At 52.2% G+C, this 14,394-nt stretch carries 10 protein-coding genes; 1 reads left to right on the top strand and 9 read right to left on the bottom strand.

Annotated elements, in window-relative coordinates:
* Window positions 1-51: 51 nt before the first annotated feature.
* The 3 genes from rpoB to D2E26_RS00630 form a co-directional block, all read right to left on the bottom strand.
* A complete protein-coding gene (gene rpoB, locus D2E26_RS00640) occupies window positions 52-3,618 on the bottom strand; it encodes a DNA-directed RNA polymerase subunit beta (protein ID WP_125962787.1) in 3,567 nt (1,188 codons plus the stop codon).
* A gap of 276 nt (window positions 3,619-3,894) precedes the next feature.
* On the bottom strand, window positions 3,895-5,082 hold the full coding sequence (locus D2E26_RS07505; RefSeq protein ID WP_206432049.1) for a hypothetical protein: 1,188 nt from the start codon (window positions 5,080-5,082) through the stop codon (window positions 3,895-3,897).
* Window positions 5,083-5,282: 200 nt separating this feature from the next.
* The gene (locus D2E26_RS00630; protein ID WP_125962786.1) at window positions 5,283-6,188 is read right to left on the bottom strand and encodes an HhH-GPD family protein; all 906 of its coding nucleotides are present in this window, start codon (window positions 6,186-6,188) and stop codon (window positions 5,283-5,285) included.
* A 124-nt stretch (window positions 6,189-6,312) separates the two neighbouring features.
* Between D2E26_RS00630 and D2E26_RS00625 the strand changes: the two genes are divergently transcribed.
* Entirely contained in the window at window positions 6,313-6,975 is a 663-nt protein-coding gene (locus D2E26_RS00625; protein ID WP_125962785.1) for a tRNA (cytidine(34)-2'-O)-methyltransferase, read from the top strand.
* A 208-nt stretch (window positions 6,976-7,183) separates the two neighbouring features.
* Here D2E26_RS00625 and D2E26_RS00620 read toward each other — a convergent pair whose 3' ends face one another.
* The 6 genes from D2E26_RS00620 to D2E26_RS00595 all read right to left on the bottom strand — a co-directional run bounded on the left by D2E26_RS00620 (window position 7,184) and on the right by D2E26_RS00595 (window position 14,140).
* A complete protein-coding gene (locus tag D2E26_RS00620; RefSeq protein WP_125962784.1) occupies window positions 7,184-8,548 on the bottom strand; it encodes a PFL family protein in 1,365 nt (454 codons plus the stop codon).
* A 99-nt stretch (window positions 8,549-8,647) separates the two neighbouring features.
* Window positions 8,648-8,920 (bottom strand): ACT domain-containing protein, encoded by a 273-nt coding sequence (locus D2E26_RS00615; protein WP_125962783.1) that lies wholly within the window; start codon window positions 8,918-8,920, stop codon window positions 8,648-8,650.
* Window positions 8,921-9,130: 210 nt separating this feature from the next.
* Window positions 9,131-10,360, bottom strand: coding sequence for a class C sortase (locus D2E26_RS00610; RefSeq protein WP_241218808.1), 1,230 nt, complete (start codon window positions 10,358-10,360; stop codon window positions 9,131-9,133).
* A gap of 222 nt (window positions 10,361-10,582) precedes the next feature.
* Window positions 10,583-11,854 carry a galactokinase gene (gene galK, locus D2E26_RS00605; RefSeq protein WP_125962782.1) on the bottom strand — a complete coding sequence of 424 codons (1,272 nt, stop codon included), beginning with the start codon at window positions 11,852-11,854 and terminating at the stop codon, window positions 10,583-10,585.
* 181 nt (window positions 11,855-12,035) lie between these two features.
* A complete protein-coding gene (gene galT, locus D2E26_RS00600; RefSeq protein WP_125962781.1) occupies window positions 12,036-13,328 on the bottom strand; it encodes a galactose-1-phosphate uridylyltransferase in 1,293 nt (430 codons plus the stop codon).
* The gene (locus D2E26_RS00595) at window positions 13,325-14,140 is read right to left on the bottom strand and encodes a DeoR/GlpR family DNA-binding transcription regulator (protein ID WP_125962780.1); all 816 of its coding nucleotides are present in this window, start codon (window positions 14,138-14,140) and stop codon (window positions 13,325-13,327) included. Before D2E26_RS00595 ends, galT begins: the two co-directional genes overlap by 4 nt.
* Window positions 14,141-14,394: the final 254 nt, after the last annotated feature.

Raw genomic sequence — 14,394 nt, 5'->3', positions numbered from 1 at the left:
GGGTGCGGCACGTTTCTTTCACCGCACCCGGCGCAATACTGAATTCTTCAATCATTGGAATTCAGGCGCGTCAACTACCTGGTCTGCCTTGGCAGCAGCGTCCGGACGGGCGCCAATGTTAAAGCCCAGATCGTTGGAAGAGGAAACAGGATCGTCTTCTTCGTCCTTCATGTCAATGGCAACGCCTTCTGCGTTGAGCACTTCCACGTTGAGCGACAACGACTGCATTTCCTTGAGCAGCACCTTGAACGACTCAGGGATACCTGCAGGTGGCAGGTTCTCACCCTTCACAATTGCGCCGTAGACGCGGACACGACCGTCCACATCATCCGACTTAGTCGTCATCATTTCGTGCAGCGTGTATGCAGCACCGTAAGCCTCGAGTGCCCAGACCTCCATCTCGCCGAAGCGCTGGCCGCCGAACTGAGCCTTACCGCCCAGTGGCTGCTGCGTAATCATCGAGTATGGACCAGTCGAACGAGCGTGAATCTTATCGTCGACGAGGTGGTGCAGCTTCAGCATGTACATGTAGCCGACGGAAATTGGCTTAGGGAATGGTTCGCCGGTACGACCGTCGAACAGCGTTGCCTTACCATCGGAGCCAACGAGCTTGTTGCCATCACGGTCAGCAAGCGTCGTGGACAGCAGGCCCTTCAACGTGTCCTGACGAACACCGTCGAACACAGGCGTTGCCACAGGCGTACCTGGCTCTGCCTTCTCAGCACCCTTTGGCACGTACTGCTTCCACTCTGCTTCCAGATCAGGATCAAGCGAAATATCCCAGCCCTGGTGAGCAACCCAGCCCAAGTGAAGCTCGAGCACCTGGCCCAAGTTCATTCGAGAAGGCACACCCAGTGGGTTCAGCATGATGTCGACTGGAGTACCGTCAGCCAAGAATGGCATATCTTCCTCAGGAAGAATACGCGAAATAACACCCTTGTTGCCGTGACGACCCGAGAGCTTATCGCCCTGCGTGATCTTACGGTGCTGAGCGATGTACACGCGGATCATCTGGTTGACACCGCTTGGCAGCTCGTCGCCGTCTTCTTCAGCGTCTTCGCGAGTGATTTCCTTAACAGCGATGACGGTACCCGTCTCGCCGTGAGGCACACGCAGCGAGGTATCGCGAACTTCGCGGCTCTTCTCACCGAAGATTGCACGCAGCAGGCGCTCTTCTGGCGTCAGCTCGGTCTCACCCTTTGGCGTGACCTTACCGACGAGGATGTCGCCAGCCTCAACCTCAGCACCAATACGAATGATGCCGCGCTCGTCGAGGTTTGCCACAGCGTCTTCGCCAACGTTTGGCAGATCGCGCGTGATCTCTTCAGCACCGAGCTTCGTTTCACGAGCATCGATTTCGTACTCTTCGATGTGGATCGAAGACAGCGTATCGTCCTGCACAAGGCGCTGAGAAATAATGACAGCATCCTCGTAGTTGTAGCCGTTCCAAGGCATAAAGGCAACGAGCAGGTTCTTACCCAGTGCCATTTCGCCCTTTTCGGTTGCTGGACCATCAGCCAGAACCGTACCAGCCTCAACGCGTTCGCCATCCTTAATGAGTGGCACCTGGTTGTAGCAGGTCGTCTGGTTCGAACGCTGGAACTTAGCGAGCTTGTAGGAGCTCACGGTGCCATCGTCGTTCATCACGCGAATGATGTCTGCAGACACGTAGACAACAACACCTGGCTTCTCAGCCAGAATGACGTCGCCCGAATCCACTGCCGTACGCCATTCAGCACCCGTACCAACGAGTGGGCGTTCCGACTTAATCAGTGGCACTGCCTGACGCTGCATGTTCGTACCCATCAATGCACGGTGGCCCTCATCGTGCTCAAGGAATGGAATCAGCGAAGCGCCAACGGAAACCATCTGGCGTGGGGACACATCCATGTAGTCGACCATCTCGACTGGCACATCCTCTGCTTCACCAGCAGCGTCTCGTACCAGGGCGTCCTTCTCAATGAAGTTGCCGTTCTTGTCGAGCTTCTGGTTGGCCTGTGCAATGACGTGTTCCAGATCGCGATCAGCGGTCATGTACTCAACTTCGTCAGTCACGTGGCCGTTGACGACCTTGCGGTATGGCGTCTCAATGAAGCCGAATGGGTTAATACGACCGAAGGTTGCGAGCGAACCAATCAGACCAATGTTTGGACCTTCTGGAGACTCGATTGGGCACATACGGCCGAAGTGGGATGGGTGCACGTCTCGCACTTCCATCGATGCGCGATCGCGGGACAGACCGCCAGGACCCAGAGCGGACAGACGACGCTTGTTCGTCACGCCAGCCAGTGGGTTGTTCTGATCCATGAACTGCGACAGCTGGGAAGTTCCGAAGAACTCCTTAATCGTTGCGTTCACAGGGCGGATGTTGATCAGCGACTGAGGCGTAATAGCTTCAGCATCCTGCGTCGTCATACGCTCACGAACCACGCGCTCCATACGGCTCAGGCCCGTACGCAGCTGGTTCTGGATGAGCTCGCCAACCTGGCGAATACGACGGTTACCGAAGTGATCGATATCGTCGACGTCCACGCGCAGTTCAACGTCTTCACCGTCACGCTTGCCAGCGAACGTTGCGCCGCCAGCGTGCAGCGTCACGAGGTACTTCAGCGTAGCGACGATGTCCTCGAGGGACAGGCTACGGTCGTTGAAGTCCTTCTCAAGACCCAGCTTGCGGTTGATCTTGTAACGACCAACGCGTGCCAGATCGTAACGCTTCGTGTTGAAGTAGAACGAATCGAGCAGGTTACGGCCAGCTTCTGGCGTTGCCGTATCGGCTGGACGGATCTTGCGGTACAGATCGGTCAGAGCCTCTTCCTGCGAGTCAATCGTTTCCTTCTCGAGAGCGTCAAGCACGAGTGGGTAGCCTTCGAATGCCTTGCGGATCTCTGGCTTCGTCATGCCGATTGCCATGAGGAACACGATGGCCGACTGCTTACGCTTACGGTCCACGCGCACGCCCAGGAAGTCGCGCTTATCGATCTCGAACTCAAGCCAAGCACCACGGCTTGGGATGATCTTTGCGCCGAAAACTTCCTTATCGGAAGAACGGTCACGAGAACGGTCGAAGTACACACCAGGGGAACGCACGAGCTGCGAAACAATAACGCGCTCCGTGCCACCGATGATGAACGTACCGTGAGGCGTCTGCAGTGGGAAGTCGCCCATGAAGACGGTCTGCGACTTGATTTCGCCAGTCTCACCGTTCTCGAACTCAGCGTTCACATACAGTGGTGCCGAGTAGGTGTAATCCTTCTCCTTGCACTCCTGAACCGTGTGACGTGGCTCCTCGAAGTATGGATCAGAGAAGGTCAAGCTCATAGTTTGTGCGAAGTTCTCAATTGGAGAGATCTCCTGGAAAACTTCATCGAGGCCCGAGATGCGCTGAACGGTGTGCGTACCGTTCTTCTCGTCCTCTGCGACACGTGCCTTCCAGCGTTCGTTACCAACAAGCCAGTCAAAGCTGTCGGTCTGGACGCCTAACAGATATGGCACATCAATAGGTTCGCGGATAGAACCGAAATTCACACGATCCGTTGCCTTGTGAAGGTCAATATCCCTTTGGTCGGCGCGTGCGATGATTTCAGTGGTGTTCGTCGTAGCTTCAGTTTCAGCCAATGGACGTTCCTTATCGCTCTTCTTGAATCGAAATTCTTATTACCGGAAGAAGCAGGACGCCGGCCGCCATATGCCGATAGTGCGGGCGCTTCTTCGTTGCAAGCATGCCCGCTATTTGACACACCTATACGCAGCTTCTCCACATTACAAGAATGCGTAGACAATAAACCCGATGAAGGGGGTATATATTCCAAGTCTCCAAAAATATTGAAGTTTACGGCGTGTCGCGAGGTTATTCCCTCGGGTTCCGTGAATTTCTCACAGCTCCGCTATTCACTACTCAACCGTGACCATAACTGGATCACTTGTCGTCTTGTGATCGTCTTTCAGGAACAACTTGGCCACATAAGAACCAGCACTGACGTGAGGCAATTGCTCATCAGCCACGCACTGATCCGACGAACGGTTCGTGTTCCAGTTCACCTTGTTTTCGTACTTCTGTCCGTCCTTATCGTCGAACAGCAGTCGAGGATCATAGAGTGCTTGGCAAGCATCCGAGCGCCAAATCACATCGTCGCCCGACTTAATCTCGAGCACGAGTTCATCTGGAGCCACGTTAATCACGCAGCCTTCTGGACTCGTTCCCGTATAAGTTGCCATTTCAGTGAACTCAATTGATCCACCAACGCCCGTCGTATTTGACGACGGAATAAGAGACAGTTTCATATCATCTGCCGAGCACGATTTGACATCGCTTTTCTTCGGCACGATTGGTGCAGCCGACTTCTCAATGGCCATAGTGTCGGCTCGCTTTGCGTTGGCATCAATACGTGCGAAGCCGCGCACAATCGATACCAAGCACAGAATTGCAACGGCCAGCACCAGCACAGCCGCAATACCCGCGAGCACGCGGCGACGAACGTACTTCCAGTACTTCCTGCGGTTGAACTTGTTGCCCGGGCCCTTCTTAGGAAGGTTGTTCCTCGTCCAGCTCTGCCCTGCCCTATTCTTCGAGCTAGTCTTCTGCGAGCTTGTCTTCTTCGGACCCGTTTTCTGCGAGTTCTTCAGACCGCTCTGCGTTGGCCTGTTCGTCTTCGTGTTGCGCTGCGTTCGCGTTGCATTACTTACTTTTGGAAAGCTTGAAGAAGCTGTTCTTGTTGATTTCTGCGAACCACGCGTAGCTGTTGATTGCGAAGACCGTGATTGATACGTACGAGACGATTGCGAAGACCTCGACTGTGCAGACCTCGATTGCGAAGACCTCGACTGCATAGACTTCGACTGATGCGACCTCGTTGCTGACGAGTTATGCGGACCCGATGTACGAGCATCACGTGCTGTCGCACGCTGGACCGACTGCTTCAAATCGTCAAGCTTGCCACGCAGTTTTGGAACATTCTTCTTCACAACACTCGAAACCTGCTGGGCAGCATTATGCATGCTTTCGCGAGCCGATGAGACGGTCATATGAGGGCGCTGTGCGCCTTTACGCGAATTATTTGCATGAGGTGAGTGCTGATCCATGAAGCCCAAGTGTAATGACGTTTATGTAAGAGCGTGTCATCACTTACCTAAGCTTCACCAAACGCGTTACAGCAGAAGTAAAAAGAAAACAGCTCAGCCAAGCTGGTACGTAAGCAAAGTCAGACCGACGCCAAGCTGGTACGTAAGCAAAGCCGTGCCAACGCCAAGTCGATGTGCAAATTAAAACAGACCAACGCTGATCAGGCAGGTAGCGAAACAGAACGGTCGGGGCCGATTTCGATTAAGCCGTCTTCATCAAGCGAGGCGACGCAACGGTCGAGCTGCAGCTGATCTTTCCAGAGTTGCTGAACCTGCGCATACTCAAGCGCAACACCATTCGAATCTCTCAGGGCCTGCAAAACCAAGCCGCGCACCATACGATCGGTTCCTTTAAAGCGCTGGCGAGGACGCGTACGCTTCTGACCAAGCCCCGGCAAACCATTCGCATAGAACAAGCACTGCTCACGAATCGGACACTGATCACACAGCGGAGCCTTAGCCGTGCAAAATACAGCGCCGAGTTCCATAACCGACTCGTTCCAGACCACGGACTCGCGAATATCCAGCGGCAGTAACTCGTTGGCGAGCTCACGCTCAGCACGAGAAGCGGCACCACCCAACGACTCCGTACCTTCAAACGCGCGCGTATTGACGCGGCGAATATTCGTATCAATAACGGCAATGCGCTTGCCGAATGCAAAACTTAAAACTGCGCTGGCGGTGTAATCGCCAATACCCGGCAGTGCGACGAGCTCGTCATAAGTCTGCGGCAGCTCGTTGTTGTACTGCTCGGCAACCACTTGCGCGCATTCTTGTAAACGCAGAGCGCGGCGCGGGTAGCCCAAGCGACCCCAAGCGGAAATCACATCAGCTTTTGCAGCAGCGGCCAGCGAACGAGCATCTGGCCAGCGTTCCATCCATGCGAGCCAATACGGCACAACACGAGACATCTGCGTCTGCTGGCTCATAACTTCAGAAACAAGCGTGCCCCAAGGCGTAGTACGACCGAATCGCCATGGCAAATCGCGAGCGCTCGTCTCCCACCAAGCTGCGAGTTCTAGACGTGCGCGTTCTGCTCGAGTTTCACGTTGTTTGCTTGTTTCCATGCCGACTATTGTGGCCGTTCAACCAGACGAGTGACAGCGTAACTGGGTGGGTATCGTGTCGCTTAAGCGCATTACTCTGGAGCGGTTAGCAGCGAGAGAAGCAAGTTCAAGCGAAAGGGCGCATATGGCCGACGAACAGCAGCAAGCTAATCCTCAATCCGCTGATCCACAAACGCAGGTGGAGAGCATGTTTGAGTATGGATATCGCAAATCGAATTATGGTCCTGATGAGCTCGTGACCGATGCTCACGGCAACCCTATTTCGGTTGTGGACGCGATGATGAAGCCTGAGGATGCTGCCAAGATGACGACGTCGACGCCTCATCTGTGCTACTACTCCCCTCGTATTCCAGGTAATACTGGTTCGGCAATTCGTCTGTGCGCTGTGACGGGCACGATTCTGCACTTGGTTGAGCCACTGGGCTTCAACCTGAAGGACACGAAGCTGCGTCGTGCTGGTCTTGATTACCACGATATGGCTCATGTTGTGCTGCACCCTAACTTCGATAGCCTTGTTGAGTCGATGCCAAATTCGCGCATTATTGCTTTTACGGCTCACGCTACGAAGCTGTACACCGATATTGAGTACCGTCCAGATGACATTCTGCTGTTCGGTCCTGAGCCAGGTAATATTCCTGATCCAACTGACATTATGTTTGGTCCTCATGTTGCTGAGCAGGTGCGTCTGCCAATGCGTCCAAGCCTGCGCAGCCTGAACCTGACGAACTGCGCTTCCATTGCTATTTACGAAGCATGGCGTCAGCTGGGCTTCCAGGGTGGCGAGTGATCCCATCGAGCAGCTTCTTCGAGTAACGTTGGCGAGGAATTCCATCGAGTGATTCCGTCAAGGAATTTCAACTACAACGATTGGTAATGCATAAGCTTTTCAATACATAAGCTTTTCAATGCATAGCATTACGCATACGAAAAGGCTGGGCCCCGTAAGGAACCCAGCCTTTTGTATTGCCAAAACTCCACAGAGTAAGTCTTATGTGTTAGTTCTTGAAGCTGTGGATTGGTGCAGGAATGCGGCCGCCGCGCGAAACAAATGCTTCGCAGCTTGCATTGTTGACTGGCATAATTGGCGCATAACCCATCAGGCCACCGAAGTTAGCCATTTCGCCAACACCCTTGCCCACAACTGGAATAATGCGCACAGCCGTTGTCTTCTGGTTAATCATGCCAATAGCAGCTTCATCAGCAATCATGCCTGAAATTGTGGCAGCGCTGGTATCGCCTGGAATGGCGATCATGTCAAGACCAACCGAGCACACGCAGGTCATAGCTTCGAGTTTTTCAATTGTCAGGCAACCGCTCTTAGCTGCTTCAATCATGTTCTTATCTTCAGAAACAGGAATGAATGCACCCGAAAGACCACCGACATACGAGGACGCCATAATGCCGCCCTTCTTGACCTGATCGTTGAGCATTGCCAAAGCAGCCGTCGTACCAGGAGCACCGACCTGAGCCAGACCGATTTTCTCGAGCACTTCACCAACCGAGTCACCAGGAGCTGGCGTTGGAGCCAGCGACAAATCGATAATGCCGAATGGAATACCAAGACGGTTCGAAGCTTCCTGAGCCACGAGCTGGCCAACGCGCGTGATCTTGAAGGCCGTGCGCTTAATCGTTTCGCACAGGAACTCAAAATCGTGACCAACAGCCTCATCGAGTGCGCGAGACACTACGCCAGGGCCGGAAACGCCAACGTTAATAACGGCATCGCCCTCGGTCACGCCGTGGAAGCCGCCTGCCATAAATGGGTTGTCGTCTGGAGCGTTGCAGAATGCAACGAACTTCACGCAACCATACGAATCAATGTCGCGCGTATTCCAAGCAATGTCCTTAATAATGCCGCCCAGCATATTGACAGCATCCATATCAATGCCCGTACGCGTCGAGCCAACGTTGACTGACGAGCACACAATATCGGTTTCGCTCAGTGCCTGTGGCAGCGAACGAATCAGCAGCTCTTCAGCATTCGTCATCGACTTCGACACAAGTGCCGAGTAACCGCCAATCAGATCAACGCCCACTTCTTTTGCTGCGCGATCAAGTGCGTGTGCAATCTGCACGAAGTCCTCGCTCGTCTTGCAGCAGCTCGCACCGACGAGTGAAATTGGCGTCACCGTAATGCGCTTGTTGACAATTGGAATACCAAAGTCACGTTCAATGGACTCGCCCGTAGCCACAAGATTCTTGGCATACAGCACGATTTTGTCGTAAATATTTGCGCACGTCTGTTCAAGACTTTCGTCAGCGCAGTCCACCAGGCTAATGCCCATCGTGATCGTACGCACGTCGAGCTTTTCCTGCTCGATCATCTGATTCGTCTCGTGGACTTCCATGATGTTCAGCATGGTGTGGTTCTCCCGTTTACGCCGTTATAAGTTGAGATATTTGAGATTTTTACTGCTGTGATGCCACTGTGGCGTTCTTTGCCTCACTGGCATCGCGTCTCATACACGATGCATCTTGGTGAAAATCTCTTCGCGCTGGCAACGAATGCGCACGCCAATATCTTCACCGAGAGTGTCAAGATTCTCAACGATTTTCTCGAAAGACACATCAGATTTGGTGTAATCCACGATCATCATCATGTTAAAGAAACCATCAATAATCGTCTGCGAAATATCGAGCACATTAATGGTGTGGTCCGAAAGATACGTACAAACGCGTGCGATAATGCCGACGGTGTCCTGACCGACAACGGTGATGATTGCCTTATTCATGAGTCTCCTTATTTGCCTGACTCGAGCTGACTCCCCCTACCCTATCGATACGGTATGTCTATCGGGTCGCTTCGTCCAGCAATCGAGCTGAAAGCAGCATAATAAAAAGAGCCCGCAGTCTATGCTACGAGCTCTTTGCTATTGCCAATGAGATCTGCTGACTGCCAGTTACTTAGACTCACAGTGCTTCAGACTCAGCAGCTGATGTATTTAACGGTGATGGCTCTTACGCACACCGTGCTGCATCAGTGCTGTGCGCCCACGGCGACGAAGAATCAGATACGTGGCACCACCAACAACCAGCACGATGGCAACGATGAGGCCGATATCCTTCCACATTGCAACGGCTTCAACCTCACCACGGCTTGGCAAGTTATCTGGCGTTGGAATGCGATGACCAGTCACAATAAGCCTGTGCGAATTAATGCCATATGGCGTGCAGGTGATCAGACTCATCAGATCGCGACCCTTTTGGATCTCTAATGGAGACAAATCATCTGGTTCCACAACATGAATTGCATCAACTTCGTACGTTAACGTTTCTTCATACACAGTGACCGAGAATGTATCACCCTGCGTCAAGCGATCAAGACCAGTAAACAGCATGGCCGAAGGCAAACCTGTGTGGCCAGAAACTGCTGCGTGTGTTGAAGGACCGCCTACTGGGAAGCTCGAACCTTCAAGGTGACCTGCTGCAATCTGCAGCACTGTATCGGATGTACCGTGATAAATTGGCACACTCAGGCTCAGTTTTGGCACGGTTAAGTAGGCCATAATGCCTGTGCCCGTTACATCAAGAATGGAGTCGTAAACCTTTTTCTGCTCTTCTCGAGGGCTAAAACGAATATTGCCCTGGTTTACGAGTGATTTGTTGTATTCGTTAGCTTTTTTCAGCTCATCTTCTCGCGTATCTTGAGGCGTATCTGCAACCGCCTCCACATAGCTTCCTACTGCACGCGAGGCAACTCTCCGATTGTGTAAGTCCGCAATTGTCGGATACAGCACCAGACCGAGGCCTATGAGCAGCATGACCATCATCAGCGAGATGAAGCTAAACAGGCCAATCTGTCGTTTCTTCTTTTGAGGCTTTCCGACGGATTTCTCAGTATCGGATTTCGCAGTATCAGATTTCTCTGCATCAGATTTCGCAGTATCAGTTTTGGAATCGTCGGAAAGTCCAGAAGAGTCAGCGCTTTGCGCAGTACTCAGATCTTGCGATTCATCAGACATCTGAGCCTGTTCAGCTTCGTGTTCATTGGTTAAATCTTGAACCTGCTCGGCACTTTGTTCATTAGCTGAACCCTGAACCTGCTCAGTATTGTTTATGTCTTGTGAAGATCGCTTCTGATCGGAGGAAGTTGCAACCTCATTGGTGTTAGGCTGAACGTTGTCATCCGGCGAATTGGTCGAATGTGCGTCTTGCTGTTTATTAGAGGCCACAGTCCCCCCTTTCGCGCTTATAAGTTCACATCGAAGGATTTGAATAGTTTCAATCCTTGCTAAAGATGCTAAGACAATGCGCGCATTTTCGCATTATCTCTGAGCGCTGACTCTTCTTACTCTCTCTGGCCTCCCACCACGATACAGACCGATATTTTTTCGGTCAATATTCTTCACAATTTATATACACTTTAATGTGCAAATTATTACAAACCGTTATTATCACTGAGATACGCGGTGTGCTGCTGCCGATGCGACCACAGGAAGTGCACGAGGAGCATTGAATCCACGACGTTCAAATTCGTCAGCAATGCGCTGTGCAATTGGCTGTGCTTGTCCCTTATCAACAAGAGCAATAATGGATCCACCGAATCCACCACCCGTCATGCGAGCACCATATGCCCCCGCTTCACGAGCGACGTCCACAGCAACATCGAGCTCAGGTACTGTGACCTCATAGTCATCGCGCAACGAATCATGCGATGCATTAAGAAGTTCACCAGCACGCTCAATTTCACCTTTGTTAAACGCATTAATAAATTGATCCACGCGCTCGATTTCTGTGACAACATGACGCACGCGCTTAATCATCGTTTCATCATCAAGTTGCGCAAAAATGCCGTCCATAAATTGAGCTCTCTGCTGATCATCAAGCCCCTGCATCTTGTCGGCAATAACGCGCAGATTCTCTACACCAAGCTTTGCTGCAGCGTCTTCACAAGTCTTGCGCCTTGCTGCATATTGACCGTCATTGAGCTGGTGAGGAGCGCAGGTATCCAGCACAAGTAGCTCCAAATCACGAGCATCCAGATCCACTGGCACACGGCTCACGGATTCAAGAGCCGACAGACCTGGCCTGCAATCAAGGCGGATTGCATAACCTTCAGCGCAGCGCATTGATGCGTTCTGATCAAGGCCGCCCGTTGAAGCGCCTGCCATCTCGTTTTCTGCGCGAATAGCTGCATTAATCAGCTTGATGCGACCTTCGTCACTATCGGAAAGACCCAAACCAGCCAAATCACTTAATGCCAGAGCTGTTGAGCAGGTCATTGCAGCAGAAGAGCTCAAGCCTGATCCCAGAGGCACGCAAGACACAAAGGCAGCGTCAAAACCTTGTACATCAAGATAACCCATTTGACGCAGCGCCCAAGCAACACCAACAACATAAGCGGACCAGCCATCAACTTGGCCAGCCTCAAGTCCTTGCAAGTTTGCTTCAGCAACGTTTTCTGGATCTACATCGGAAACCGTACGAACACGCATGGCATAAGCACCTGCATCAGAACGACCCATAGCCACATACGTGCGATGAGGCAAAGCAATTGGCAGGCACAGACCTCCGTTGTAATCAGTGTGCTCGCCGATCAAGTTCACGCGACCAGGAGCAGCCCAAACGCCTTCAGGCTTCTTACCAAACGTCTTGATGTAGAGCTCTTCAGCTGCGCGAGCTGCCTGCTCATCTTGCATTGGTTCAATAAATTGAACAGCTACCATTGTGCATCCCCTTTGATCATCTATGGCAAAAATTGTTATGTGGATAGAGCAGAAATAAACCATCCACAAGTACACAAAACGATTGTGTACTACTCAAATATGCCCACTCTCCCGCGGAACTCGGGCACTGTTCCGCGGGCGGGCGAACAATTCAGGAATGAATTAATTGAAGTCGATTGGCTTACGCAATATCGACTGGGCCCAGCTCATGGAAGCGAGCGGCAATTAATTCAGGCGTTGTATCAGAAATCCAGGCAGCCATACCGGACTCAGAACCAGCAAGATACTTAATCTTGTTGGCAGCGCGACGGAACGAGAAGAACTGCAGGTTCAGGCGGTAGTGCTCACGACGTTCGTCGTGCACAGGAGCCTGATGCCAAGCGGCAATATATGGCAGATCCATACCCTTGCCGTCGCCCTTGTCGAAGAACTTATTGCCGCGCTTGAGCAGCGTCGAGTACATCTGAGCCAGATCCCAGCGTTCCTGATCGTTGAGCTCATCGAGCGTCAGCACGTCGCGCACAGGAGCAACGTGAACCTCCAATGGCCAACGAGCAGCAGCTGGCACATAGGCCACCCAGCTCGAGTTGCGCATAACAATACGTTCTGCGGCTTCGATTTCAGCGTTCATAATGTCACGCAGCAAGTTACCGCGCGTACGCTCCCAGTAAGCCTGCGTGTGTTCAAGTTCTGCACGCATACGAGGTGGCACGAATGGGTATGCATAAATCTGGCCATGAGGATGAGCCAGCGTCACGCCGATTTCAGCACCGTGGTTCTCGAATGGGAACACCTGCTCAATGCCGTCAATCTTAGAGATTTCAGCAGTGCGGAATGCCCATGCCTCAACAACTGTGCGAAGACGCTCAACCGAAAGATCTGCTGGCAGACCCTTCTCATTTGGATCGAAGCAAATAACCTCGCAACGACCTGCAGCAGGCTTGACTGGCCACAGCTTGCAACCATCTACATAGTGCAGTTCGTTCGAAGCACCTGGCACCTGCACCATTGATGGGAAGCGGTTTTCGAACACAACGACGTCGTAATCAGTATCTGGAACTTCGCCGTCCTGATATGGGTCGCCCGGCTTGCGTGCTGCAAGTGGGTTGCCCTTAGCCGTAGCTCCCGGACCAGCCGTAATTGGACGGTTCATACGAGCCGTTGCCATTGGAATCCAGTCACCCGTCAGTGGATCCTGACGCATTTCTGGAGCTGGGTAAGGAACTTGCGTTCCGTCAGGTGCGATTTGATCCGAGAAGCGGTACGCCAGTTGGCGCGGATCCTTCAGTTCTCGAGTCTTCTGTCCGGAAACGTAGAGGGGGTTGTCGTCAATGTAGAAAAACTCGCGTCCATCCGCCAACTTCGTTGGTGTGATGCGGATGTGTTCACGTGCGTAGGCTGTGGGGGTATAGCCGTCGCGCTTCGTTGCGCTTTGATTTCCGCAGACCGATGCCGAAGCATCCTGTGCAATCATGGCAATTGCTCACTTTCTTCTTCTGAGTTTTCAGTTGGGTGTGCCAGCACAAGTTCCTTGACGAGATCTCGAGTTCTGGCGACCGAATCGGCATCAAGGCCATCATCGGTTATTACCGTGTCCACTTGGCCGAAGCGAGCAAACAGCGACAATGATGTACTGCTCCACTTGGTGTGGTCGGTAAGAATAATCGTGCGGTCAGCAATATCCATCATGGCCATATCAGTTGCTGCCTCAAGCGAATTAGGCATAAGGAAGCCACGTGGAATCGAGACCGAATGCGTGCCCAAGAACACCGTATTCACGCGCAGTGATGCAATAACCTTGTCAGCAATTGGGCCAACAAGCGAATTCGAGCGCGTAATAACGCCACCAGTCACAATAACTTCTACGTCTTTGGACTCGAGCGCTTGTACGAGTTCGGCAACAGGAATCGAATTCGTAAGAATAGTAATACCGTTTGCGTTCTGCGATTCAAGCAGATGCTGTGCAAACACATAGGCAGTGGTACCACCGCCGATGGCAATAACATCACCTGGCTGCACAAATTCAACTGCTTTTTGTGCAATCGCATCTTTCAGACCAATGTCCATCTGCGATTTAACCGAGAACAAAGGCTCACTGAGCAGTGTGCTCGTCGAAACGGCACCACCATGGACGCGTTTGAGCAGCCCCTTGTCAGCGAGCTCGGCAATGTCACGGCGAATAGTCATAGCCGAAACGCCAAGCTCCTTTGACAATGCCGAAATGCGCACAGCACCTCGCGTGCGAAGGCGGCTCACAATCAAATGTTGACGTTGTGATGAAATCATGTGAACATTATCGCACATTTTCAATCAAATACCAAAACCAAACGAACACTTGGGTGTTGCGAAGGCACATGAAAAACAACAAAGTCCTGATTTTTGTAAGCATTGTGCGGTTTTGTTCACTTTCCACAATGCGAATCAGAGCCACTCAAACCGTGTTTAACGCTGCTAAAGTCATCGCTCAGCAAAATAAATGTTCGCTTCTTAGCCCCAACCCGTCAGAAGTACAACATATTTTTGCCAATCTGATCCCTATT

The organism is Bifidobacterium dolichotidis (assembly GCF_003951975.1).
In the GTDB taxonomy this organism is placed as follows: domain Bacteria; phylum Actinomycetota; class Actinomycetes; order Actinomycetales; family Bifidobacteriaceae; genus Bifidobacterium; species Bifidobacterium dolichotidis.
Note: the sequence above shows the minus strand (reverse complement) of the source record. Positions and strands in the feature narration are given on the sequence as shown.

Bases quoted from the DNA above. Each gene is read 5' to 3' on its own strand.
- D2E26_RS07505 (WP_206432049.1), bottom strand. From the start codon at position 5,082: ATGGATCAGCACTCACCTCATGCAAATAATTCGCGTAAAGGCGCACAG.
- D2E26_RS00630 (WP_125962786.1), bottom strand. From the start codon at position 6,188: ATGGAAACAAGCAAACAACGTGAAACTCGAGCAGAACGCGCACGTCTA.
- D2E26_RS00625 (WP_125962785.1), top strand. From the start codon at position 6,313: ATGGCCGACGAACAGCAGCAAGCTAATCCTCAATCCGCTGATCCACAA.
- D2E26_RS00620 (WP_125962784.1), bottom strand. From the start codon at position 8,548: ATGCTGAACATCATGGAAGTCCACGAGACGAATCAGATGATCGAGCAG.
- D2E26_RS00615 (WP_125962783.1), bottom strand. From the start codon at position 8,920: ATGAATAAGGCAATCATCACCGTTGTCGGTCAGGACACCGTCGGCATT.
- galK (WP_125962782.1), bottom strand. From the start codon at position 11,854: ATGGTAGCTGTTCAATTTATTGAACCAATGCAAGATGAGCAGGCAGCT.
- galT (WP_125962781.1), bottom strand. From the start codon at position 13,328: ATGATTGCACAGGATGCTTCGGCATCGGTCTGCGGAAATCAAAGCGCA.
- D2E26_RS00595 (WP_125962780.1), bottom strand. From the start codon at position 14,140: ATGATTTCATCACAACGTCAACATTTGATTGTGAGCCGCCTTCGCACG.